This is a genomic window from Pseudarthrobacter arbutini, from assembly GCF_054510915.1.
This window is the reverse complement of the sequence record NZ_JBTNDQ010000004.1, coordinates 86,836-109,326: the sequence shown is the minus strand read 5'-3', so window position 1 is coordinate 109,326 and position 22,491 is coordinate 86,836. Positions and strand designations below refer to the sequence as shown.

22 protein-coding genes are annotated in these 22,491 nt (G+C 65.1%); 12 read left to right on the top strand and 10 right to left on the bottom strand.

The features are described 5' to 3' along the window. The first annotated feature begins 153 nt into the window (after positions 1-153). The 5 genes from sdhC to ACX80V_RS06155 all read left to right on the top strand — a co-directional run bounded on the left by sdhC (position 154) and on the right by ACX80V_RS06155 (position 4,567). Positions 154-534: a succinate dehydrogenase, cytochrome b556 subunit gene (gene sdhC, locus ACX80V_RS06175; protein WP_082576094.1), complete on the top strand. Its 381-nt coding sequence runs from the start codon at positions 154-156 to the stop codon at positions 532-534. Between the two features lie 3 nt (positions 535-537). Continuing rightward, positions 538-1,014 (top strand): succinate dehydrogenase hydrophobic membrane anchor subunit, encoded by a 477-nt coding sequence (locus ACX80V_RS06170; RefSeq protein WP_056347273.1) that lies wholly within the window; start codon positions 538-540, stop codon positions 1,012-1,014. Between the two features lie 104 nt (positions 1,015-1,118). Beyond that, positions 1,119-2,918, top strand: a complete 1,800-nt coding sequence (gene sdhA, locus ACX80V_RS06165; protein ID WP_058929684.1) for a succinate dehydrogenase flavoprotein subunit — start codon at positions 1,119-1,121, stop codon at positions 2,916-2,918. A gap of 1 nt (position 2,919) precedes the next feature. After that, on the top strand, positions 2,920-3,702 hold the full coding sequence (locus ACX80V_RS06160; RefSeq protein ID WP_058929685.1) for a succinate dehydrogenase iron-sulfur subunit: 783 nt from the start codon (positions 2,920-2,922) through the stop codon (positions 3,700-3,702). A gap of 94 nt (positions 3,703-3,796) precedes the next feature. Beyond that, positions 3,797-4,567 carry an alpha/beta hydrolase family protein gene (locus ACX80V_RS06155; RefSeq protein WP_058929686.1) on the top strand — a complete coding sequence of 257 codons (771 nt, stop codon included), beginning with the start codon at positions 3,797-3,799 and terminating at the stop codon, positions 4,565-4,567. Here the strand turns inward: ACX80V_RS06155 and ACX80V_RS06150 are convergent. Genes ACX80V_RS06150 through ACX80V_RS06130 form a run of 5 tightly spaced genes read right to left on the bottom strand, consistent with a single transcriptional unit; the run spans position 4,524 to position 8,716 of the window. Beyond that, positions 4,524-5,606, bottom strand: a complete 1,083-nt coding sequence (locus ACX80V_RS06150; RefSeq protein WP_485842414.1) for a YihY/virulence factor BrkB family protein — start codon at positions 5,604-5,606, stop codon at positions 4,524-4,526. The genes ACX80V_RS06155 and ACX80V_RS06150 overlap by 44 nt on opposite strands. Positions 5,607-5,643: 37 nt before the next feature. After that, positions 5,644-6,240: a 2'-5' RNA ligase family protein gene (locus ACX80V_RS06145; RefSeq protein ID WP_485842413.1), complete on the bottom strand. Its 597-nt coding sequence runs from the start codon at positions 6,238-6,240 to the stop codon at positions 5,644-5,646. 4 nt (positions 6,241-6,244) lie between these two features. Then, positions 6,245-7,288, bottom strand: coding sequence for a tryptophan--tRNA ligase (trpS, locus tag ACX80V_RS06140; protein ID WP_485842412.1), 1,044 nt, complete (start codon positions 7,286-7,288; stop codon positions 6,245-6,247). Positions 7,289-7,308: 20 nt separating this feature from the next. After that, positions 7,309-8,142, bottom strand: a complete 834-nt coding sequence (locus ACX80V_RS06135; protein WP_485842411.1) for an exodeoxyribonuclease III — start codon at positions 8,140-8,142, stop codon at positions 7,309-7,311. Positions 8,143-8,152: 10 nt separating this feature from the next. Beyond that, positions 8,153-8,716 (bottom strand): hypothetical protein, encoded by a 564-nt coding sequence (locus tag ACX80V_RS06130; protein WP_058929690.1) that lies wholly within the window; start codon positions 8,714-8,716, stop codon positions 8,153-8,155. Positions 8,717-8,866: 150 nt separating this feature from the next. On the opposite strand from ACX80V_RS06130, the gene ACX80V_RS06125 reads away from it, so the two are divergent. Continuing rightward, positions 8,867-9,307, top strand: a complete 441-nt coding sequence (locus tag ACX80V_RS06125) for a CHRD domain-containing protein (RefSeq protein ID WP_485842410.1) — start codon at positions 8,867-8,869, stop codon at positions 9,305-9,307. 92 nt (positions 9,308-9,399) lie between these two features. Here ACX80V_RS06125 and ACX80V_RS06120 read toward each other — a convergent pair whose 3' ends face one another. Beyond that, positions 9,400-10,299: a bifunctional methylenetetrahydrofolate dehydrogenase/methenyltetrahydrofolate cyclohydrolase gene (locus ACX80V_RS06120; protein ID WP_485842409.1), complete on the bottom strand. Its 900-nt coding sequence runs from the start codon at positions 10,297-10,299 to the stop codon at positions 9,400-9,402. 3 nt (positions 10,300-10,302) lie between these two features. Then, positions 10,303-11,601, bottom strand: a complete 1,299-nt coding sequence (gene glyA / locus ACX80V_RS06115; RefSeq protein WP_485842408.1) for a serine hydroxymethyltransferase — start codon at positions 11,599-11,601, stop codon at positions 10,303-10,305. Positions 11,602-11,858: 257 nt separating this feature from the next. On the opposite strand from glyA, the gene purU reads away from it, so the two are divergent. The 3 genes from purU to ACX80V_RS06100 all read left to right on the top strand — a co-directional run bounded on the left by purU (position 11,859) and on the right by ACX80V_RS06100 (position 14,031). Continuing rightward, entirely contained in the window at positions 11,859-12,719 is an 861-nt protein-coding gene (purU, locus tag ACX80V_RS06110; RefSeq protein WP_485842407.1) for a formyltetrahydrofolate deformylase, read from the top strand. A 27-nt stretch (positions 12,720-12,746) separates the two neighbouring features. Beyond that, positions 12,747-13,427: a class I SAM-dependent methyltransferase gene (locus tag ACX80V_RS06105; protein ID WP_240484316.1), complete on the top strand. Its 681-nt coding sequence runs from the start codon at positions 12,747-12,749 to the stop codon at positions 13,425-13,427. A gap of 85 nt (positions 13,428-13,512) precedes the next feature. Then, positions 13,513-14,031, top strand: coding sequence for a gamma carbonic anhydrase family protein (locus ACX80V_RS06100; RefSeq protein WP_485842406.1), 519 nt, complete (start codon positions 13,513-13,515; stop codon positions 14,029-14,031). Here ACX80V_RS06100 and ACX80V_RS06095 read toward each other — a convergent pair. Continuing rightward, a complete protein-coding gene (locus ACX80V_RS06095) occupies positions 14,028-15,722 on the bottom strand; it encodes a flavin monoamine oxidase family protein (protein ID WP_485842405.1) in 1,695 nt (564 codons plus the stop codon). The two genes, ACX80V_RS06100 and ACX80V_RS06095, sit on opposite strands and share 4 nt — an antisense overlap. Continuing rightward, complete coding sequence (locus tag ACX80V_RS06090) at positions 15,719-17,257, bottom strand: amino acid permease (protein ID WP_485842404.1); 1,539 nt, start codon at positions 17,255-17,257, stop codon at positions 15,719-15,721. The genes ACX80V_RS06095 and ACX80V_RS06090 overlap by 4 nt, the downstream gene beginning before the upstream one ends. 100 nt (positions 17,258-17,357) lie before the next feature. Between ACX80V_RS06090 and alr the strand changes: the two genes are divergently transcribed. Together alr and ACX80V_RS06080 are read left to right on the top strand one after the other, a co-directional pair. After that, positions 17,358-18,572, top strand: a complete 1,215-nt coding sequence (gene alr, locus ACX80V_RS06085; protein WP_485842403.1) for an alanine racemase — start codon at positions 17,358-17,360, stop codon at positions 18,570-18,572. Continuing rightward, positions 18,562-20,211, top strand: coding sequence for a PucR family transcriptional regulator (locus tag ACX80V_RS06080; protein ID WP_485842402.1), 1,650 nt, complete (start codon positions 18,562-18,564; stop codon positions 20,209-20,211). The genes alr and ACX80V_RS06080 overlap by 11 nt, the downstream gene beginning before the upstream one ends. Here the strand turns inward: ACX80V_RS06080 and ACX80V_RS06075 are convergent. After that, the gene (locus tag ACX80V_RS06075) at positions 20,190-20,969 is read right to left on the bottom strand and encodes a carbon-nitrogen hydrolase family protein (protein ID WP_485842505.1); all 780 of its coding nucleotides are present in this window, start codon (positions 20,967-20,969) and stop codon (positions 20,190-20,192) included. The genes ACX80V_RS06080 and ACX80V_RS06075 overlap by 22 nt on opposite strands. A 221-nt stretch (positions 20,970-21,190) precedes the next feature. On the opposite strand from ACX80V_RS06075, the gene ACX80V_RS06070 reads away from it, so the two are divergent. Next, positions 21,191-22,381, top strand: coding sequence for an ROK family transcriptional regulator (locus ACX80V_RS06070; RefSeq protein WP_058929699.1), 1,191 nt, complete (start codon positions 21,191-21,193; stop codon positions 22,379-22,381). Positions 22,382-22,491: the final 110 nt, after the last annotated feature.

Here is a 22,491-nt window from a genome sequence, read left to right as displayed (position 1 = left end):
CGCAGGCATTGCGGGGTCACCAAGGAGTTCCTAAATTGAATAAGCTGTGAGCGAAGCCTAGATTTAGGCCTGAGCTACGAGTTGCTCTCGCAGCAGGCGTTCCCCCCGCGTGGATCTCATGCCAGCGCCGCTGTGTTGCAGGGAGGTTTATCAGTGCCGACAAAACCAGCTGGCACCTTGTACCGCGGCCGTGAAGGCATGTGGTCCTGGGTAGGACACCGGATTACCGGTGTAGTGATCTTTTTCTTCTTGTTGGTCCATGTGCTGGACACCTCGTTGGTGCGTGTGTCCCCGGAGGCCTACACGGCTGTTATCGGTGCCTACAAGAACCCCCTTATGGCCCTGGGTGAAACGGGCCTGGTTGCCGCGATTGTCTTCCACGCCTTTAACGGCCTGCGGATCATCGCCGTCGACTTCTGGAAGAAGGGCGCCAAATACCAGCGCCAGATGCTGTGGACCGTCCTGGCCCTGTGGGTAGTTGTTATGGTCGGCTTCTCCATCCGCCACCTTTCCCTCGCACTCGGAGGTCACTGAGCCATGACTGCAACGATCGACAGCCCACGCAGTGGGAAAAACAGTAGCGGCAAAATCTCCCCCCAGTACCGCCGCACCGGCGCAAGCCGGGGCAACTTCGAAATGTTCGCCTGGCTGTTCATGCGCCTTTCCGGCGTAGTGCTGGTGGTGCTCATCTTCGGGCACCTCTTCGTGAACCTCCTGGTGGGCGAAGGCATCCACGCCATCGACTTCGGCTTCGTCGCCGGCAAGTGGGCTGACCCGTTCTGGCAGATCTGGGACCTCGCCATGCTGTGGCTGGCCATGCTGCACGGCACCAACGGCGTACGCACCATCATCAACGACTACGCCGAGAAGGATTCCACCCGACTCTGGCTCAAGATCGTCCTCTACGCGGCCACCACCGTGATCATCGTCCTTGGCACCCTGGTGATCTTCACCTTCAACCCGTGCCCCGTGGTTGACGGCGTTCCGCTGCCCGGCGGCTTCTGCCCCGCGTAGCCAGATCATCCGCTGCCCGCGGTGAGCCGCAGGCTGTATTTTGCGGTGCAGGCAACGCCCGCCCGTTGTTTTATAGCGAATTTTGAGAGAAAGAGCGCCCAAGTATGCAGGTCCATAAGTACGACGTCGTCATCGTCGGTGCCGGTGGCGCTGGCATGCGCGCCGCGATCGAGTCCGGTCAGCGCGCGCGAACAGCAGTACTGACCAAGCTCTACCCCACCCGCTCGCACACCGGTGCGGCGCAGGGTGGCATGTGTGCGGCCCTTGCCAATGTCGAAGAAGACAACTGGGAATGGCACACCTTTGACACCATTAAGGGCGGCGACTACCTGGTTGACCAGGACGCCGCCGAGGTCATGGCGAAGGAAGCCATCGACGCCGTGCTGGACCTGGAAAAGATGGGCCTGCCGTTCAACCGCACGCCCGAAGGCCGGATCGACCAGCGCCGCTTCGGTGGCCACACCCGCGACCACGGCAAGGCGCCCGTCCGCCGCGCCTGCTACGCAGCAGACCGCACCGGCCACATGATCCTGCAGACGCTGTACCAAAACTGCGTCAAGCACAACGTGGAGTTCTACAACGAGTACTACGTCCTTGACCTCCTGACGGTCGAGGAAGACGCTGTCCGCGAGGACGGCACGCCGTACAAGCAGAAGCGTGTTGCCGGCGTCGTGTCCTATGACCTTGCCTCCGGTGAGCTGCACGTGTTCCAGGCCAAGTCCGTGATCTTCGCCTCGGGCGGCGCCGGCAAGGTCTTCAAGACCACCTCCAACGCCCACACCCTCACCGGTGACGGCATGGGCATCGCCTTCCGCCGTGGCATCCCGCTGGAAGACATGGAGTTCTTCCAGTTCCACCCGACAGGCCTAGCCGGCCTGGGCATCCTGCTTTCCGAAGCCGCACGCGGTGAGGGCGCCATCCTGCGTAACTCCGAGGGTGAGCGCTTTATGGAGCGCTACGCCCCCACCATCAAGGACCTCGCACCGCGTGACATCGTGGCCCGCTCCATGGCCAACGAAGTCCGTGAAGGCCGTGGTTGCGGCCCGAACAAGGACTACGTCCTGCTGGACCTGACGCACCTGGAGCCAGCGCACATCGATGCCAAGCTCCCGGACATCACGGAGTTCGCCCGCACCTACCTGGGTGTGGAACCGTACACGGAGCCGGTTCCGGTGTTCCCCACGGCGCACTACGCCATGGGCGGCATCCCCACCAACATCACCACCGAGGTCCTGCAGGACAACGACACCGTCATCCCGGGCCTTTACGCCGCCGGCGAGGTTGCCTGCGTTTCGGTCCACGGCTCCAACCGCCTGGGCACCAACTCTCTGCTGGACATCAACGTGTTCGGCAAGCGCGCCGGCATCGCCGCCGCGGAGTACGCCAAGACTGCTGACTTCGTGGACCTCCCGGAGGATCCGGAGGCCTACACCATCGAGCTGCTGGACATTGCCCGCAACGGCAACGGCGATGAGAAGGTGGCGGTGATCCGCAAGGAACTCCAGGACACCATGGACGCCAACATGCAGGTGTTCCGTACAGCTGACACGCTGAACCAGGTCCTGACGGATATCGAGTCCTTCGAGGCCCGCTACAAGAAGATCAGCGTCCAGGACAAGGGCAAGCGCTTCAACCTGGACCTGCTCGAGGCCGTTGAGCTGGGCTTCCTGCTGGAACTCGCCAAGGTCATGACCGTGGCCGCCCTGCACCGTGAGGAATCGCGCGGCGGACACTTCCGCGAGGACTTCCCGGAACGCGACGACGAAAAATTCATGAAGCACTCCATGGCATACAAGGATGACCACGCCCCGGCCGACGGCTCGGCAGAGGCAATCGCCGGCATCCGTCTGGGCACCAAACCGGTTGTCTTTACCCGCTACGAGCCGATGGTGAGGAAGTACTAAGATGACCGCTGAACTTGCTGAGCCAGCCTCCAAGATCGAACTGCCCGCACACATCGGAGGCGGCGGAGAGATCCCCACGTTCGACGTCACCCTGCGTGTACGCCGTTACAACCCTGAGGTGTCCGAGGACGCCACGTGGGACGACTTCAAGGTGACCATGTACGGCACCGACCGCGTGCTGGATGCCCTGCACAAGGTCAAGTGGGAAATTGACGGCAGCGTTTCGTTCCGCCGTTCCTGCGCCCACGGTGTCTGCGGTTCCGATGCCATGCGCATCAACGGCCGCAACCGCCTTGCCTGCAAGACGCTCCTGAAGGACTTGGACACCACCAAGCCCATCACCGTTGAGCCCATCAAGGGCCTGCCGGTGGAGAAGGACCTGATCGTGGACATGGAGCCGTTCTTCCAGTCCTTCCGCGAAGTCATGCCGTTCCTGATCAACAAGGGCCACGAGCCCACCAAGGAACGCCTGCAGTCCGCCGAGGACCGTGAGCGCTTCGACGACACCACCAAGTGCATCCTCTGCGCTGCGTGCACGTCCTCCTGCCCGGTCTTCTGGACCGATGGCCAGTACTTCGGCCCGGCCGCGATCGTCAACGCCCACCGCTTCATCTTCGATTCCCGTGATGATGCCGGCGACATGCGCCTGGAAATCCTGAACGACAAGGAAGGCGTGTGGCGTTGCCGCACCACCTTCAACTGCTCCGAAGCATGCCCCCGCGGCATCCAGGTGACCCAGGCAATCGCCGAAGTCAAGCAGGCAATTCTCTCCCGTAAGATCTAATTCAGGTTCTTGCTTACGACGGCGTCACCCACCTCAGGTGGGATGGGCGCCGTCGTTGTTTAACACGTGACGGCACCAACGAAAGCAGCACGCGATGTCCCGCTCCGAAAAAGTCAGCTTCGAAGGTTCCACCGGCGAGCTCCTGTCCGGCATCATCGACGTCCCTGAGGGGCCGGTGCGGGGCTGGGGCGTCTTCTCACACGGCTTCACCCTGGGCAAGGACAGCCCGGCGGCGTCCCGGATGTGCAAGGCCCTGGCCGACACCGGCATCGGGATGCTCCGCTTCGATAATCTGGGGCTGGGCGAGTCCGCCGGCCATTGGTCGGAGGGCTCCTTCAGCCACAAGGTGGCGGACACCGTGGTGGCAGCTGAGTTCATGCGCAGCCAGGGCAAGGCCATCTCCCTGCTGGTGGGCCACTCCTTCGGCGGCGCGGCGGTGCTTTCGGCCGCCCGCCAGATCCCGGAGCTCGACGCCGTCGCAACAGTTGCGGCCCCGTTCTCACCCAAGCACGTGGCCCACGTCTTTGACGCCGCACTGGACAAGATCCTCAGCGAGGGCAGCGCGGAAGTGGACCTCGGCGGGAAACGCGTGGAGATCCGGAAGCACTTTGTGGAGGACCTGGAGAACGCGGACCTCACGGACTGCATCCGGCAGCTGCACAAACCGCTGATGGTCCTCCACTCCCCCACGGACAACACTGTGGGCATCGAGAACGCCAGCACCATCTTCCAGACGGCGCGCCATCCGCGGAACTTCGTCTCACTCGAAGGCAGCGACCACCTGCTGACCGGCAAGGGCCAGGCAGCCCGGGCCGCCAGGATTATTTCTGCCTGGGCCGACCAGTACCTCGACGCCGGGAAGTAACTGCCGCGCTGCCCTGGTGCCCGGCGCCGGGGCCCTTTCCGTCGCTGTGGCCCTCGACGGGTACTTTGCCGGGCTGGACCTGTCGGGAGCCCCGCAGGGCTTTGTCCTGGCCTGCGGGTTCGCTCCTGATGTCCTCTTCACGGATGGTGGACCAGCCGGCTGACACGAGGTAGACCTGGCTGACCAGGTTGAACCAGATCAGCAGGCCGATGATGATGGCAAACGGCGCCAGGATGGGGTTCCGTCCCGCACCGGCCAGCAGTTCAGTGCTGAAGACCTGAAGGACGGTGGTGCCCACAGCGGCAAGGATGGTCCCCTCCAGGAGTGCCCGCCGGGAGAGCTTGAGCCCACCGGCCAGCCGGAACATGATGACGGCCGTGACCCAGTTGAGCGTCAACGGCACACCGATCTTGATCACGGTGGTCAGCGGACCTGCCACCGCAGGATCCAGCTGCAGGAAGTCCGTGACCCAGCCGGCCGCCGTGCCGAACACCAAGGACGCTCCGGCGCTGATCACCAGGGCCACTCCCAGGAGCAGGAGGGTGCCGGCGTCGCGCAGTTTAAGGACAATCGGGTTGATTCTAAGAGGCGGCAACTGCACCACACCGCGCAGGCCGTCGCGGAGCCCGGCGATCCAGCCCAGGGACGTGATGACCGTGACCACGGCAGCAATCACGGCGGTCCAGCCAAGGCCGTCCGGGTTCAGGAGGTCATTCGGATCAACCAACCCTTCTCCCCCTCCCACCTTCAGCAGTCCGGGCGCACTCTGGGCGACGCTGCCGATGATGGTGTCCAGCAGGGCAGGCTGGCCCCGCAGCACCAGGCCGGCAACGGAGAAACCCGTGGCCAACAGGCCGGTGATGGAGAAGAACATGTTGAAGCCGATGCCGGCGCTCATCAACGGGCCATGCTGGAGGTTGTAGTGCTGCCACGCGCGCATCGGGCGGAAGGCATTAAGCCTGGCCAGCAGCCACTGGAGCATCGCCAGCGAGCTGGCCACTGGGCCGCCGTCGGACCTTCTGGCTTTGCCCCACTCCATCCGTTTCTGGATGACGGCGAGCTTCAGGCGGGCCTGTTCAGTAGGGAGCGGTGGCTCCGTTTGCGTCGGCGTCCGCGGCGAAGGACCCGCCGTCGTCAGTTTCGGTCCCAAAGTCCAACTCTTCCCGTAGCTGCCAAATGCCGTCGGCATCGTGCTCGTAGAGTCCCATGCTAACCACCGGGAACGTCGCCCGGTAACTTTCAAGCACCGTTTCGGCTTCGTCCAGGCTTTCGGGCGCGACATCGTGGGCGATCGTGACATGCGGATGGTACGAGAACGGCAACTCGCGTTGCAGCGGGCCGGTCTGGAGTTTTTCGTGGAGCTCCACGCAGGAGTCGAACCCGTCTTCCACGTTGATGTAAACCACCGGGGAGACCGGCCGGAACGTTCCGGTCCCGGCGATGGTGACCATAAACGGGACCTGCCGCCGCGCCACGTCGCGGACGTGCGCCTGCGTGGCTGCCCAGTCCTGGGTGGGCGTGGTGGTGACCAGCGTGATGTGCGCGGGCACCACCCCCGCCATGGGGTCCCCGAAGGAGGCGCGCCACCGTTGAAGTTCCTCGGCGATGGCAGGGGGGAAGCCCAGAATGACGCCTACGCTCATTCCTTCACTGACATTGCTGGTGGCCGACATCGAGCTAGCGGACGCCTGCGAGGCTGAGGGACGGCAGGAAGCCCATGCGCTCATAGACCTGGCCAAGGGTCACTGCGGCGATTTCCCTGGCCCGCTCGGCGCCCTGGGCCAGCAGCCGGTCCAGCTCGGCCGGGTCAGCCATCAGTTCGTTGGTGCGGTTCCGCAGCGGCGTGATGAAGTCCACCATGATCTCCGCAAGGTCCACTTTCAGGTGGCCGTACATCTTGCCCTCGTACTCCGTCTCCAGGTCAGCGACGGACTTCCCGGTAAGCGTCGAATAGATGGTGAGGAGGTTGGAAACCCCCGGCTTGGCTTCGGCGTCGAACCGGATCTCGGTTCCGGTGTCAGTGACTGCGGACTTGATGCGCTTCGCGGCGAGCTTGGGGTCTTCCAGGAGCTGGATGGAACCGTGGGGCGACCCGCCTGTCTTCGACATCTTGGCAGTCGGGCTCTGGAGGTCGTAGATCTTGGCGCTGGCCTTGAGGATGGTGGCCTCCGGCACGGTGAACGTGTGGCCGTAGCGGGTGTTGAAGCGCTGGGCCAGGTTCCGGGTGAGCTCCAGGTGCTGCCGCTGGTCCTCGCCCACCGGCACGAGGTCAGTCTGGTACAGCAGGATGTCGGCTGCCATGAGCGTGGGGTATGCAAACAGGCCAAGAGTTGCGACGTCCGCGCCCGACTTCTGGGTCTTGTCCTTGAACTGTGTCATCCGGGAGGCTTCGCCGAAGCCGGTGATGCAGTTCAGTGCCCAGGCCAGCTGGGCGTGCTCGGGGACGTGGGACTGCACAAAGAAGATGCTTTTGTCCGGGTCGATGCCGGCGGCAATGTACTGCGCGGCAACCACTCGGGTGCGCTTGGCGAGCTCGGCGGGGTCGAAGTCCACGGTGATGGCGTGAAGGTCCGGGATGAAGAAGACGGCATCATATTCGGCCTGCATGTCCACCCAGTTGCGGACAGCGCCAATGTAGTTGCCCAGGTGCAGGGAGTCCGCCGTGGGCTTGGCGCCGGAGAGGATGCGTTTCTTGGTCGCCGGGGAAGTCGGGCTAGTCATGGGAAGAAAACCTTCGGGGCTTAGAGCCGGTAGTCCACTACCAGCGGTGCATGGTCAGAGAAGCGGGTGTCCCACGAGGGCGCCCGGTCAACCACTGCCGAGAATGCGGCGGCGGCGAGGTCCGGGGTGGCCATATGGTAGTCGATGCGCCAGCCGGTGTCGTTGTCGAAGGCCTGGCCACGCTGTGACCACCAGGTGTAAGGGCCGTCAACGTCGCCCGCCAGGCCACGGTGGACATCCTTCCAGCCGATGTCCTCGCCGAAGAAGCGGTCAAAATAGGCACGTTCGTCGGGCAGGAAGCCGGCCTTCTTGACGTTGCCCTTCCAGTTCCTGATATCCCGTTCGGTGTGGCCCACGTTGAGGTCCCCCACGACAAGTCCGTGGTCGCTGTGCTTGGACAGTTCCGGCAGGCGGGTGCTCATGACGTCCAGGAAGCGGTACTTGTCCACCTGCTTCGGGGTACCCACCTCGCCGGAGTGCACGTAGGCGCTGGCAACGGTCAGCTGCGCGGGGTTCCCCTCGGCGTCGGCCACCCTGAAGTCAGCCTCAACCCAGCGTCCGGCGGTGGCGAAGTAGTCATCGCCGATGCCGTTGCGGGTTTCCAGTGGCTCTTCACGGGACGCAATGGCGACGCCGGCGCGGCCTTTGGCCTCGGCTTCAGCGTGCAGGATGTGCCAGCCATCACCAAGCAGCTGGCGCACGATCGCGTCAGGGGCCCGGACTTCCTGGAGGCAGAGAATGTCCACCTCGCGGGGCTCCAGCCATGCCGCCATACCGTTCTTGTAGGCAGCCCGGAGGCCGTTGACGTTGACTGATGCGATGCGAAGGTGGTCCTTCTTCAATGCCGAGATCACCCGCACTACTCTAGTCGATGATGGTTCCGCTGACCGGGTCGCCGGTGCCGCCGGCAGCGCGGATCATGTCGCGGGCGTTGGTGGCGGTGATCTCGATGGTCTCCAGCGCGCGGCGGATCGTATCCTGATCCGCTGCCTCACCCTTGGCGCGTTCCTTCTCCACTACTTGGATCTGGACCTGGACGATCTTGAAGGAGTGGTCCAGCTTGAGGTCGCGGACTTCGTCCGCTTCGGTCCGCTCGTACACCACCCGGGTGCCGCCGTGGTCGGCCGAGGACGACGACGGCGCGCGGCCGGCTGCGCTGTTGAAGGCGTTCTGGGCTTCCGTCAGCTTCGCGCCGGCTTTTTTGGCGGCCTTCTGGATGCTGAACACCACAAAGGCTGCGAGGGCCAGCCAGAAAGCGGCGATGATGGCGACGACCCAGCCCACGACGTCGTTCTGGTTCGCGGCAAAGATCACGGCAACGATGAACGCGATGACGAAGACCATCATTCCCGGGCCGCTGATCCGGAGCATGGAGAAGCCGCCCTTGGGCCGGCCGGACGGAGATTGAGTGTTACCCAGAGATCGCATGCGTCTATTGTCTCAAACGCAGCAGAGCCCCAGCGCACCTTCCACCCCCGGCGAACACCCGGCCAGGGACGCCATAGTGCCTGATCAGGGCGCGGCGTAGCGTGAATCGGGCTAGGGGTGGAAGTTCATTCGTCTATCTGAGGACACATCATGAAAAGTCATGCGTTCAGGACAGCCGCGGTGGCCACAGCCATCATCTCCCTGTTGGGGATCACCGCCCCTGCGGAGGCGAAACCGGGCGCCGCTCCCGCCATTCCGCTCAACACCGGCCAGGAAGCCCACCCTGTCCACACCGGGGCCGGCGGATCCTTCAGCTACACCATCGACGATGACGAGCTCTGCTACACGTTGACGGTCCGTCATCTGTCCGCTCCTGCCACGGCGGCCCACATCCACGTCGCGTCCCGCAATGTGGCCGGCGACGTGGTTATTCCGGTTGATGTGGTAAGTGGCACCGACTGGACGGTTGATGACTGCACCACGGCAAGTCCGGCCGTCCTGGCAGCCATCGAAGCCAACCCAGGCGACTACTACGTCAACGTGCATAACGCCGACTTCCCCGGCGGGGAGGTCCGCGGCCAGCTGAAGTAAGTTCTGGTTTCACGGCAAAAAGCCCGACGGCGGCCCGCACCTTTTCAGTGAAGGTGCGGGCCGCCGTCGAGCGTTGCTGTTAAGGAACGAAACTAGGCGATTCCTGCCTGGCGCTCCGCGGTCTCCACCACATTGGCGAGCAGCATGGCACGGGTCATCGGCCCCACGCCGCCCGGGTTCGGGGAGATCCACGCAGCGACACCGGCAGCAGCAGGATCCACGTCTCCGGTGACCACCGCCTTGCCGTTGCCGCCGTCCACACGGCTCACGCCGACGTCGAGCACTATTGCGCCCGGCTTGAGGTCCGCTGCCTTGATCATGTGCGGGACTCCCGCGGCGGCGATCACGACGTCGGCCTGGCGGAGTTCGGCGGCCAGGTCAACGGTGCCGGTGTGCGCCAGGATGACCGTGGCGTTGACGTCCTTGCGGGTCAGCAGCAAGCCCACGGGACGGCCGATGGTGACACCGCGGCCCACCACCAGGACGCGCTTGCCCTTGAGGTTGATGCCGTGCCGGGTGAGCAGCTCGACGCAGCCCTTGGGCGTGCACGGCAACGGGGAGGTCATGGGTCCGCTGACGTTGGCCACCAGGCGGCCCAGGTTCATCGGGTGCAGCCCGTCGGCGTCCTTCTCGGGATCCATGGCCTCCAGGATGACGTCCTGGTTGATCTGCTTGGGCAAGGGAAGCTGCACGATGTAGCCGGTGCATTCCGGGTTGTTGTTCAGCTCGCGGACCACGGCCAGGAGTTCGTCCTGCGTGGTCTCCTCCGGCAGGTCGCGGCGGATGGACGTGATGCCCACCTCCGCGCAGTCCTTATGCTTGCCGCCCACGTACCAGGTGCTCCCGGGGTCGGAGCCCACCAAAATGGTGCCCAGCCCGGGGACGACGCCCTTGGCCTTGAGTGCGGCCACGCGTACGGTCAGCTCGGCCTTGATGGCAGCGGCGGTAGCCTTGCCGTCAAGAATCTGTGCAGTTCCGGTTTCAGTGGTCATGGACTACCACTGCTCGTGCTGCGGGTACAGCGGGAAGTCGGCGGCGAGCTTGTCCACGCGGGACTGCAGGGCGTCCACGTCCGTGGCGGAGCCGGCCTTCAGGGCGGTGGCGATGATCTCGGCGACCTCGGTGAACTCCTCGGCGCCGAAGCCGCGGGTGGCCAGGGCCGGGGTGCCGATGCGCAGGCCGGAGGTGACCATCGGCGGGCGCGGGTCGAACGGAACCGCGTTGCGGTTCACGGTGATGCCCACGGAGTGCAGGAGGTCCTCGGCCTGCTGGCCGTCCAGCTGGGAGTTGCGCAGGTCCACCAGGACCAGGTGCACGTCGGTGCCGCCGGTGAGGACGGAGACGCCGGCGTCGGCGACGTCGGACTGGTTGAGGCGGTCAGCGATGATCTTGGCGCCTTCGAGGACACGCTCCTGGCGCTCCTTGAATTCCGCGGTGCCGGCGATCTTGAAGGCGACAGCCTTGGCCGCGATGACGTGCATGAGCGGGCCGCCCTGCTGGCCCGGGAAGACGTTGGAGTTGATCTTCTTGGCCCACTCCTGCTTGGCCAGGATCACACCGGAGCGCGGGCCGGCGAGGGTCTTGTGCACCGTGGAGGTGACGACGTCGGAGTACGGCACCGGGCTCGGGTGCAGGTCTGCAGCCACCAGTCCGGCGAAGTGTGCCATGTCGGTCCAAAGCAGCGCGCCCACTTCATCGGCGATGGAGCGGAAGGCCGCGAAGTCCAGGTGGCGCGGGTAGGCGGACCAGCCGGCGATGATGACCTGGGGCTTCTCTGCGATGGCCTGCTCACGCAGCTTGTCCATGTCAACGCGGAAGTTGTCCGGCTCCACCTGGTAGGCAGCCACCTTGTAGAGCTTGCCGGAGAAGTTAAGCTTCATACCGTGGGTCAGGTGGCCGCCGTGGGCCAGTGACAGGCCCAGGATTTTGTCACCTGGGGTGATCATTGCGGACAGTGCTGCGGCGTTGGCCTGGGCACCGGAGTGCGGCTGGACGTTGGCGTACTCGGCACCGAACAGTGCCTTGACGCGGTCGATGGCCAGCTGCTCGGCGATATCCACGTATTCGCAGCCACCGTAGTAGCGGCGGCCCGGGTATCCCTCGGCGTACTTGTTGGTCAGGACCGAGCCCTGGGCTTCCATCACGGCGCGCGGGGCAAAGTTTTCGGAAGCGATCATTTCCAGGGTGCCGCGCTGGCGGCCAAGTTCCTGGCTGAGGACTGCTGCGATTTCGGGGTCGAGCTCGGCCAGCGACTGGTTGCTGACGACGGCTGTTGTGGTGGCGGTAGTAGTCACGAAAAACTCCTGGCTAGGGATACGGGCACTGCTAAGGTCAGGCTACCGGCTGGCGCACATCACCGCCCCTTGATGACAGGGCGTGAAAATGAACCACATCCTCAGAGGGTGCAGCTCCGGTAAGACATGACCCTCGGCCCAGGCGTACGATCCGTGGTCTTCGTGATTGCCACTCCCTGGTGGTTAGCCACCCAACGCCAGTTGCGACCCCACCAGACTACCAAACGCGGTCGGGCCGCGCGGGTAGGCTTGTAGTCGTGACTGAAGAGCAGCTGAACCGAGCCTACGTATTGACACTGTCCTGCCCGGACCGCCCCGGAATTGTCCACGCCGTGGCCGGAGCACTGTTGGTGGCGGGCTGTAATATTTTGGACTCGCAGCAGTACGGCAGCCCCGCAACGGGCAACTTCTTTATGCGGGTGGAAGCAACGACGACGGCCTCCCGCACCGAGGTCCAGGCAGCCCTTGAGCCGGTGGTCCACTCCTTCGGCATGCAGTGGAGTCTCAACCCCGTGGGCCAGAAGGTGCGCACGCTCCTGATGGCCAGCACGTCCGCGCACTGCCTCAACGACATCCTGTTCCAGCAGCGCTCCGGCACCCTGCCCATCGAGATCCCGGCCATCGTCTCCAACCACCGTGACCTCGCCGGGCTGGCCGAGTTCTACGGCATCCCGTTCCACCACATCCCGGTCACCCCGGACACCAAGGCCCAGGCCGAGGACAAGCTGCGTGCCCTCATGGCCGAGCACGACATCGAACTGACCGTCCTGGCCCGCTACATGCAGATCATTTCGGATGACCTGTGCGCGGAGCTCACCGGCAAGGCCATCAATATCCACCACTCGTTCCTGCCGTCCTTCAAGGGCGCCAAGCCCTACCACCAGGCTCATGCCCGCGGCGTGAAGCTGATCGGCGCCACTGCCCACTACGTCACGGCTGCGCTGGACGAGGGCCCCATCATCGAGCAGGAAGTCATCCGCGTGGACCACGCCCGCACTCCGGAGCAGTTCGTGCAGATGGGCCGGGACGTGGAGGGCCGCACCCTGACGCAGGCCGTCCAATGGCATGCAGAACACCGGGTCCTCTTGGACGGCAACCGGACAGTGGTCTTTAACTAAACGGTCTATTGGTAAGGGACTTTAGCCATGGAGCCAGCTGAGGTGGCGATGGAGGAACACGGCAGCGAGCAGCGTCTCGCCGAGTTCTACAACCGCCGCGCCGCGTCCGGCTGGGAACATCCGCTGGCGCCCAGGCGAGTGGAACAGTGTCAGCGGTTCATTTCGCTGCTTAAGTCCGAGCGCCGTCACAACGTCCTGGAGATCGGCTCGGGCACGGGGCTCGATGGCCTGCAGTTCCTCCGGGCCGGCATTCACTACACCGGCGTTGACCTCTCTGAGGAGCACGTCCACAGATCCCGGGCGAAGGGCCTCGACGTCTCCGTGGCCAGCGCCCGGCAACTGCCCTTTGCGGACGGAACCTTTCCGGCCGCCTGGACCATGAGCACGCTGCTGCACGTCCCCGCCACTGATATTGACGGCGTCCTTCGCGAACTCGTGCGCGTCACGGCACCCAACGCGCCCATCGCCGTCGGCCTCTGGTCCGGTGAGGATGTAGAAGTCCTGAACCCCGAGGACGACGTCGAGCCCCGGCGGTTCTTCAGCCGGCGCAGCGACGCGACGGTGCGGCAGGTCTTTGGCCGGCATGGTGCCATCGAGGACTTTGTCACCTGGCCGGAAGGCGCCGGCGAGGAATCCGGTCCGGGCGCCGGGAACTGGACACAGCACTACCAGTTCCTGATCCTCCGCACACCCGCCTCCCCCAAGTAAGCAGCGCTAACTGTCGTTATGAGCCCTCAAAACGCCGGTTAGCGCTAGTTACTTGGGTGGTGGGTGGATGTCCTAGGCTTGGCCCATGGCTCCTCTTTACGATTTCGCCGGCAACACTCCGGCCGTCCACAAATCCGCCTTCATCGCCCCGACGGCGTCGATCATCGGCAAGGCAACCCTCGCCGAGGACTCGAGCGCCTTCTATGGTGTGTCGGTCCGGGCGGACACGGCGGCCATCAGCGTCGGCGCCGGCAGCAACCTGCAGGACAACGTGGTGCTCCACGCAGACCCGGGCTTCCCCTGCACAGTCGGGGCCGGGGTCAGTGTGGGACATGCCGCCGTCGTCCATGGCTGCACTGTGGAGGACGACTGCCTGATCGGCATGGGCGCCACTGTGCTTAACGGCGCGGTGATCGGCACCGGCTCGCTCGTGGCGGCAGGTGCCGTGGTCCTGGAAGGCACGGTAGTGCCGCCCCGGTCACTCGTGGCCGGCGTCCCCGCCAAGGTACGGCGGGAACTCACCGACGAGGAGTTCGACGGCGTGAAGCAGAATGCCGCCCGCTACGTGGACCTGGCCCGGGCGCACCGGGAGCTGCACGGCTAGTCGAGGCTGATAGGCCCGATGGCGTCAAGGAGTTCGCCCGGACCGGGGTTGCCCACCGCCGATGTCCCGCCCAGATGGTTCACCACACCCCACACCGCGTTCAGGCCGGTGGTCACGGCGCCCTCGGCCCAGCCCGCGGTGAAGGACACGTCGTCACCCGCGAGGAAGATCCCGCGCTGGGATTCGGGCAGCTTGTCCTGCTTGAAGTGCGTGAAGAGGCGCTGTTGGTAGCGGTAGTGCCCCGGCAGGTTCGCTTTGAAGGCACCCATGAAGTTGGGGTCCGCTTCCCAGGAAACGGTGATGGGCTGGCCCACGATGTGGCTGGCGATGTCCACGCCCGGGTAAATCTGCTCGAGCGAGTGCAGCATCAGCTCAACGCGTTCGTCGGCGTCCAGCGCCAGCCATTTGAGCGCGTCATCGTTCCATGTGTAGGACAGCAGGATCACGGCGGGCTTGTCCGGGCCGTCATCCAGGAGATAGGTGGCCCTGTTCAGCCGGTCCGTGAGGGTCATGGACAGGACCTCACGGCCGGTGTCCGGATCGATGTCCTTCCAGAACGGCCGGTCCACCATCACAAAAGTCTTGGATGACTGCATGTAGTGCGAACGCTCGATCGCAGTCCACAGTTCGGCCGGGAACAGTGCCTCCTCGGTGTGGATGCGAGTGGACAGCAGCCAGGACTGGCACGTGGTGACCACGGCGGGGTAGCTGGCTTCGCGGCCCCAGCGCTCCCGGATCCGGAGGTCGCCGTCGGCATCGCGGCTGATCTTGTCCACGGCCCCGCGGGGTGAGCCGGAGTGGAGCGACGCCAAGGACGTTCCGTCGGGCCAGTGGGCCATGCCCGACGGCGCGTGCTGCCACAGTGCCTCGGGCAGCCGTTGTGCTCCCCCGCTGATGAGCCGGTGCTGGTCATCGGCGTCGGTGTAGACCACGCGGAGGATTTCCAGGATGGAGTTGGGGAAGTCGGTGTCCCAGCCACCGGTGCCGAAACCCACCTGGCCAAAGGCCTCACGATGGGCAAAGCCGGCTTCCTTGAATGACTCGCTCCCGGCGATGAACCCATAGAAGGTCTGCTCGTCCATGAGCGGCAGCAGCTCGTTCCAGAGGTCCTTGATCCGGCCCGTGTCCCGGGCCCGGATGGCCTCCTGCATTTCGACGAACTTCGCGCCGTCGTTCACGGCTGCCTTCCAGGCGTCGGCCACCTCGCGGAAGAACGGCGGCAGGTCCTGGGCGGTCTCGGCGTAGTGTTTCTGGCCGGTAAGTTCGATCACGGTGCTGGAGGTGACGGGCGCCAGCGGGTTGGGGAAATCCTGCGTGTCCAGCCCCAGCAGGTCCACGTAGTGGTAGAACGCCCGCCCGGAAACGGGGAACCGCATCCCGCCCAGATCGGCCACAACGCCGGGAGCGGACGGGAAGCTGGCGGTGCGCAGGCGGCCGCCGATTTGGTCCGCTTCGTAGACGACCGGCCGCAGGCCCAGTTTCATCAGTTCGTAGGCCGTGACGAGGCCCGAAAGGCCCGCCCCTACAACGGCTACCTCAGTGCCGTAGAGTTCCGGCGGAACCGCACCGAGCCCTGCCGGGTGGGCGAGGTAGTGGTCGTAGCTGAACGGAAAATCGGGGTTCAGCATGGTGATGGGGCCAGCCTGTGTGCTGGACGGGTCAGAGGCCGGGAGTTCGGTGGCGACGGTCATGAAAGCTCTGCCTTAGTTTGTTCGGGGGTGGACAGCGTTGAAGATTCCGGCCTGCTCAGCTCACAGTATTCCTCGTGGCTCAGCGCCGCTACCCTGGAGTTCCGTCGACCGTAGCCGAAGTAGGCCGCCAGGCCCACCAGCATCCAGATTCCGAACGTCACCCAGGTGTCGGCGCCCAGGTTGGCCATGAGGTAAGCGCACATGAGCGCTCCGAGGATGGGCGTGAGCGGAAACAGCGGGACCCGGAAGGTCCGCTTGAGTTCAGGCCGCACGCGGCGGAGATAGATGACAGCAACATTCACCAGCGAGAAGGCGAAGAGGGTGCCGATGCTCGTGGCGTCAGCCAGGGCGCCGAGTGGAACCAGGCCGGCCGTGACTGCCACGAGGATGCCCACGATCAGGGTGCCGGCAACCGGAGTGCCGGTCCTCGCGGAGACCCGGCCGAAGATTTTTGGAATGAGCCCGTCGCGCGCCATGGAGAGAAGAATGCGGGTCTGTCCGTAAAGGACAGTCAGCACGATGCTGGCGATGGCCAGGACTGCGCCGACGGCGAAGACCAGGGCGATCCACGGCTGCCCGGTGGTTTCCTCGAGGATCTTCACGAGTGCTGCTTCGTTACCATCGAACCAGCCCCAGGGACGGGCGCCGACGGCGGCCACGGCAACCAGGACATAGATGGTGGTGACGATCAGCATGGAGAGCATGATGGCCCGCGGCAGGTCGCGCTTGGGATTGCGGGCTTCCTCACCGGCCGTGGATGCCGCGTCGAAGCCGATGTACGAGAAGAAGACGCTGGAAGCGGCGGCTGAGACACCGGCTGCGCCCATAGGCAGGAGAGGCTCGAAGTTGCCGGCGCTGAAGGCGGTGAAAGCCACTGCGCAGAAGAAGATCAGGATTCCCACCTTGACCACCACGATGACGGTGTTAATCCAGGCGCTTTCCTTGGCGCCGCGAACCAGCAAGATCATGGCGAGCAGAACGATGACCATTGCCGGGATATTCACGACCCCGCCGTCTCCTGGGGGCTGGGAGATTGCGTCGGGCAGGAACTGGCCGAAGACCGCCAGGGACTCGTTCACGTACTGGCCGGCCCCAACTGCCACTGCCGCGACCGAGACTGCGTATTCGAGCACGAGGCACCAGCCACAGATCCAGGCCATGCCCTCGCCCAAAGTGGCGTAGCTGTACGAATAGCTGGAGCCTGCCACCGGAACGAGACCGGCCATTTCGGCGTAGGACACTGCCGACAGCAAGGCGGCGAGTCCAGCGATGGCGAAGGAGATCCAGATCGCCGGCCCCGCCAAGGGAACGGATTCGCCGAGGATGACCAGGATGCCGGTTCCCAGGGTGGCGCCGACACTGATCATTGTCAGCTGGAAAACGCCGAAGCTGCGGACCAGCCGGGTTCCGCCGTGGCCTGTTTCGGCTTCATTGACCATCTGTCCGATCGGCTTGCGGCGCAGCAGCTGCGCGGCCAGGCCGGGCCGGCCGGCAGGAGGTGCCGGCCGGCGTTCTGTGTAGGTGGGCACAGTCATCGTTGACGTCCGTTCGTGAGTAGTTGTCATTTCCCCTCGCCCAGCTTAGGCGTGTGAGCCACCTCTCACGATTGTGCAAAATGACCTATAGTGTTCTGGCATGAGACGTAATGCACAACAGAACAGCACGCCTTCGGTAGCGCTTTCCGGCCGGGTCAGCGTTGATCTGGCCGCGATTTCCGATAATGTCCGCGCCCTCCGGGCACGCACTCCCGCGCCGCATTTCATGGCGGTGGTGAAAGGCAATGCCTATGGCCACGGGCTTGTCGAGGTGGCAGAGGCTGCCCTCGCTGCCGGCGCCGACTGGCTCGGAACGGCACAGCTCACCGAGGCTCTTGCGCTACGCCGCGCCGGCATCACGGCGCCAGTGCTGTCCTGGCTGTACCTCGCCACAGCGTCCAGCGAGATCATTCGCGAAGCTGTGGAAAACGACGTCGACATGTCCTTGGGCAGCCCCGCCCAACTCGACGTAGTGGCCGGCATCGCCCGCACGCTCGGAAGGCCGGCCGCGGTCCACCTTGAGCTGGACAGCGGGTTGAGCCGCGGCGGCGCACGCACGGAAGACTGGCCTAACCTTGTGGCCGCTGCACGCAACGCCGAGCTCGAGGGGACCCTCACTGTCCGGGGTATCTGGACCCACCTGGCCTGGGCCGACGTACCGGCCCACCCCGGGAACCGCGCAGCGGTGGACGCCTTCGGGGAAGCCGTACGGCAGGCCAGGGAAGGCGGCCTGGAACCGGAGCTGAGGCATGTGTCCAGCTCTGCCAACATCCTGGACCGCCCTGAGTTTGCCTTCGACATGGTGCGGGCCGGGCTGGCCATTTATGGCCTGGCGCCCGCCGACCATCTTGACCCCGCGGATTTCGGGCTGCGCCCGGCCCTGACTGTCACGGCTCCCGTTGTGCTCGTGAAGAAGGTTCCGGCCGGCACCGGCGTGAGCTACGAACACCAGGCCATCACCCACGAGGCAAGGTATCTGGGGCTGATCCCCCTCGGATATGCGGACGGCATCCCGAAAGGCATCTCAGGGCGCAGCATTGTCCAACTGGGCGGCAGACGGGTGCCCGTGATCGGCAAGGTGTGCATGGACCAGTTCATGGTGGACCTCGGCCCGGAAGCCTGCGGAGTTTCCGTCGGCGACACGGCCGTGCTGTTCGGCGATCCGGACACCGGTGCGGCGAGCGCGGACGAGTGGGGCTCGGCCATCGGCAGCCACGGCGACGAAATCATCAACCGGATAGCGCCGCGGCTGCCCAGGGCCTACGAGTGCCCCGACTACCAGGATCCCGAAGTCAGCGTGACGCATGTCGCCTGAAGCTGCCGCGGGAGCGGGCACCAGAGCCGTAACGGGAAGAGGGACCGGCGCCGAGCCGATCAGCGCTGTCACGTTGGAGCAGTTCCTGGAAAAGTTGCCGCCGGAGTTGACGATCCTGCACGACGGCGGCAACGGTTCCGGCCTGCTGCGCTGGGTAGAGCCCAGCGAGCTGGAGGACCCCACGCCGTACCTGCTCGACGGCGAGTTCCTCCTCACGGCGGGGCTGCCGTTTGTGGGCGAGGCAAGCAACCAGGCCCGGGTTGACGCGTACGTGCGGCGTCTGGTGGGAGCCGGTGTGGGGGCCCTGGGCTTCGGGCTGGAACCCTACTTCGACGCAGTGCCGGAGGCACTGGTGAAGGCCTGCATCCGGCATAACCTGACGCTGGTTGAGGTGCCAGGCACTGTGCCGTTCGCTGCCATCGGGCTGGAATTTTCGCAGCTGCTCGAATCGGATAACGCCAAAGTCTTCAGGCAGCTGGCGGACATCAACCGGCAGCTGATGCGCGCAGTCCTCTCCGCCCGTCCCGAGCATGAACTCCTGGCCGCCCTGGCCCAGCGGGTTCCCGTGTGGGCAGTGCTGGTCGGCGCGGACGGACGGGTCCGCGCCCGGGCGGGCACCGGCGTCGAACTTCCCGCCCTGCAGCAGATTCTCGACCGGCTGCTCGGCGGCAGCGGCCCCCGGGTGGAAATGGATTCGTTCGACATTCCCGGATCTGTCCTGGTGTTCGGGCATCCACTGCGCAGCACGCGGGACGCCAACCTCGGCGCTTTGATTCTCGGGACGGACCAGCCGCTGACGCCCTCGCAGAACAGCGTGGTCTCATCCGCCGTCGGGCTGCTGGAACTGCTGGTCCGGCAGCGGACCAGCGGATCCCTCGCGCCGAGCCAGCTGGCCACAGCGCTGCTGCTGCATCCGGACAGCCTGGCCAGCGGCGGAACGCGGCACATCAACGGGCTCAGGGACCTGCTGGCCCAAAGCACCTCCTCCACCCGTTCGGCACCGCTTCGCGTGGTGCAGGGTATCAAGGCGGAGCAGGGCACATGGCCGGCGGGCGACAGTCCCGTCCGGGAGCTGCTGCAGTGGCGGCGGCTGTTCGACACCAAACTCGTGGAGATCACGGATTACGGGTTCGCTGCCGTCACCCGGCTGAAGGTTGATGATGCCCTGGTAAGCGAAGTCGAGAAGCTCGGCTGGCGCCTGGTCATCGGGGATGCCACCGAACTGGCGGGACTGGCGGGAGCGTACCAGCGCGCGGCGTCGCTGCGGTCCCGCGTCCAGGCAAGCGGACAAAGTGTGCGCGTGGATGACGTCACGTGGTCAGTCGCTGGGCTGTTGGGCCGCAGCGCTGGCACCATGCTTGCCACCCGGCTGTTGGAACCGGTCCTGGCGCAGGAGCCTGACCGCCGCAGCTCCCAGCTCAGTGTCCTGAAGTCATGGCTGGGCGAAAACGGCAACTGGGATGCCACTGCCAAAGCCCTGGGGATGCACCGGAACAGCGTGCGGCGCCAGATCAATGCCCTGGCTGAGTTGCTTGCCATGGACCTTGGTTCCGCCCAGGTGCGTGCTGAACTGTGGATTGCCCTGCAGTACGTGGACGGCCTGGAAGACGGGACGGCTCAAACGCCCCAGGTCCGGTAAAGCTCCGGCCGGCGTTCGCGCAGATAGGGCACCTCGTCACGGGCTTTCCGGGCGGCGTCCGGATCCATCTCGGCGTACAGGAGTCCGGCTCCCTCTCCCGCCGTCGCCAGCAGTGAACCGTCCGGCCCGGCAATGACGCTGCCGCCGAGGAATTCGCAGCCCTCCTCGGTTCCGGAGTGGTTGGCATAGGCGATGGTCAGCTGGCTTTCCAGCGCGCGGGCCCGCAGCAGCACCTGGGGAACGCTGTCGAAACCGTGCGCCAGTGCGGTGGGCACCAGGAGCAACTCCGCCCCGCCCAGCGCCGCGGCCCTGACGGTTTCGGGAAATTCCACGTCGTAGCAGATCACCATGGAGGTCCGGAACCCGTTGAAATCCACGACGGCGGGACCCGCCTCCGCGGGTCTGAACGCCGCGCGTTCGTCGTCACCAAAGAGGTGCACCTTGGCGTAGTTGAGAAGCTCTGCCCCGGTGGTGTCCACCAGCGTGGACGTGATGTGCCAGCTGCCCCCTTCCGTCACTGACGGCAGGCTGTAGACCAGGGCGATCCCGTGCCGGCGGGCGATGGCGGCGAGCGTCTTCCTGATGGCGGGAAGCCCGGCGGGGTCGAATTCCGCCCGGAGCCTCAGCGGGGCGTATCCAACGGGGAAGAGTTCTGGGGTCACCAGGACGGCTGCGCCTTTCGCGGCGGCCGCCTTGGCAGCCGCATCCAGGGCGGCGCAGTTTGCGTCAACGTCGAGTACGCGGGCGTTTGCCTGCATCAGGGCCAGCAGCACCGTTTCCACCTCACATGATCGGGACGGCCACAGGAAGTATGCGTCCGCTTTTTCCAGCCTAGCCACCGGCCCTGAACGGCATCCGGGCCAATTGCACCTGCCAAAGCCACAGGACGGACGGATCGTCCCATCATTTTGTCTCATCCGGCAAACTCCTTGCGTTAACTTCTTGACTGCAATGGTCAAAGTAGGGCAATCTTCTTTTCATGTCCGCCACACCGCGCTCGACGAGGAGCAAACCAAAAAATCCGGGATCCCAGTCAGCCCTCCGGCAACTGAACCAGCAACGGATCATCGAGACCCTCATGAGCGGTCCGTCCACCCAGGCCGAGCTTGCACGCCAGACCGGCCTCTCCACCGCCACGGTCTCCAATATCGTCAAAATCATGCAGGATGCGGGCCTGGCGTCCACCGAACCGATCACCAGTTCCGGACGCCGGGCACTCAACGTGCGGCTCAACAGCAACGGCGCGGTGGCCGTGGGAATCGACTTCGGGCGGCGGCATCTCCGCGTGGTCCTGGCCTCCTTGAGCTACCACGTGATCGCCGAGGAATCCGTCCTGCTGCCACTGGGCCACCAGGCCGAGGAAGGCATCCGGGCAGCCGTCGGACTACTGGACAAACTGCTGGAGCAAAGCGGCGTGGACCGGACCCTGGTGGTGGGCGCCGGCGTCGGAATTCCCGGCCCCATCGACCGCCGGACCGGCACCGTGGCGCAGGGCGCCATCCTCCCGGAATGGGTGGGAATCAACATCCTTCACCATCTGGAGGAAACCCTCAAAATACCTGTATTCGTTGACAACGACGCCAATCTTGGCGCTTGGTCCGAGGTTACGTGGGGGCCGCATTCAGGCGTGAGCAACCTGATGTTCCTCAAGATCGGATCGGGCATCGGCGCCGGCCTTATCCTCAACGGCGCGCCCTACTACGGCACCGTTGGCATTACCGGCGAAATCGGCCATGCAACTATCCACGAGCACGGACTCGTGTGCCGCTGCGGCAACCGTGGCTGCCTGGAAACCATTGCCTCCACCACCACCATGATGGAGCTGCTGGGCCGCGGGGAAGACCCACCCCTCACACCTGCGGACATCGTGCGCAAAGCCCTGGCGCGCGACTCCGCCACGCTCAGGGTGGTGGACGATGCAGGCCTGGCAGTTGGACGCGCCCTGGGCAACGTAGCGAACCTGATCAACCCTGAAGTCATCGTGGTGGGCGGTCCCCTTGCGGGCCTGGGCGACCTGCTGCTCGATCCCATTCGGCGGGGGCTTATCCGGCATGCAGTGCCGGTGATCGGCGAGACCACCACACTGACGATGTCCTCACTTGGGGACCGCGCAGAGGCTTTGGGAGCGGCCGCACTGGTGTTCCAGCATGCCGGGATACGGCGTGCGTAGCCATTTCGTTATCCCGGTAATTGCGTTAAAGACTTGACGACAACCCGTGTGATCCAGTTTACTTTTTCATCAGACGACCCTGCGCTTTGCTGGGCGGACAAAGAAGTCAT

What these genes read in the sequence shown, in the direction of transcription:
- ACX80V_RS06170 (WP_056347273.1), top strand. Translation starts at nt 538, where the DNA reads ATGACTGCAACGATCGACAGCCCACGCAGTGGGAAAAACAGTAGCGGC.
- sdhA (WP_058929684.1), top strand. Translation starts at nt 1,119, where the DNA reads ATGCAGGTCCATAAGTACGACGTCGTCATCGTCGGTGCCGGTGGCGCT.
- ACX80V_RS06160 (WP_058929685.1), top strand. Translation starts at nt 2,920, where the DNA reads ATGACCGCTGAACTTGCTGAGCCAGCCTCCAAGATCGAACTGCCCGCA.
- ACX80V_RS06155 (WP_058929686.1), top strand. Translation starts at nt 3,797, where the DNA reads ATGTCCCGCTCCGAAAAAGTCAGCTTCGAAGGTTCCACCGGCGAGCTC.
- ACX80V_RS06150 (WP_485842414.1), bottom strand. Translation starts at nt 5,606, where the DNA reads ATGGAGTGGGGCAAAGCCAGAAGGTCCGACGGCGGCCCAGTGGCCAGC.
- ACX80V_RS06145 (WP_485842413.1), bottom strand. Translation starts at nt 6,240, where the DNA reads ATGTCGGCCACCAGCAATGTCAGTGAAGGAATGAGCGTAGGCGTCATT.
- trpS (WP_485842412.1), bottom strand. Translation starts at nt 7,288, where the DNA reads ATGACTAGCCCGACTTCCCCGGCGACCAAGAAACGCATCCTCTCCGGC.
- ACX80V_RS06130 (WP_058929690.1), bottom strand. Translation starts at nt 8,716, where the DNA reads ATGCGATCTCTGGGTAACACTCAATCTCCGTCCGGCCGGCCCAAGGGC.
- ACX80V_RS06125 (WP_485842410.1), top strand. Translation starts at nt 8,867, where the DNA reads ATGAAAAGTCATGCGTTCAGGACAGCCGCGGTGGCCACAGCCATCATC.
- ACX80V_RS06120 (WP_485842409.1), bottom strand. Translation starts at nt 10,299, where the DNA reads ATGACCACTGAAACCGGAACTGCACAGATTCTTGACGGCAAGGCTACC.
- ACX80V_RS06105 (WP_240484316.1), top strand. Translation starts at nt 12,747, where the DNA reads ATGGAGCCAGCTGAGGTGGCGATGGAGGAACACGGCAGCGAGCAGCGT.
- ACX80V_RS06100 (WP_485842406.1), top strand. Translation starts at nt 13,513, where the DNA reads ATGGCTCCTCTTTACGATTTCGCCGGCAACACTCCGGCCGTCCACAAA.
- ACX80V_RS06095 (WP_485842405.1), bottom strand. Translation starts at nt 15,722, where the DNA reads ATGACCGTCGCCACCGAACTCCCGGCCTCTGACCCGTCCAGCACACAG.
- ACX80V_RS06090 (WP_485842404.1), bottom strand. Translation starts at nt 17,257, where the DNA reads ATGACTGTGCCCACCTACACAGAACGCCGGCCGGCACCTCCTGCCGGC.
- alr (WP_485842403.1), top strand. Translation starts at nt 17,358, where the DNA reads ATGAGACGTAATGCACAACAGAACAGCACGCCTTCGGTAGCGCTTTCC.
- ACX80V_RS06080 (WP_485842402.1), top strand. Translation starts at nt 18,562, where the DNA reads ATGTCGCCTGAAGCTGCCGCGGGAGCGGGCACCAGAGCCGTAACGGGA.
- ACX80V_RS06075 (WP_485842505.1), bottom strand. Translation starts at nt 20,969, where the DNA reads ATGCAGGCAAACGCCCGCGTACTCGACGTTGACGCAAACTGCGCCGCC.
- ACX80V_RS06070 (WP_058929699.1), top strand. Translation starts at nt 21,191, where the DNA reads ATGTCCGCCACACCGCGCTCGACGAGGAGCAAACCAAAAAATCCGGGA.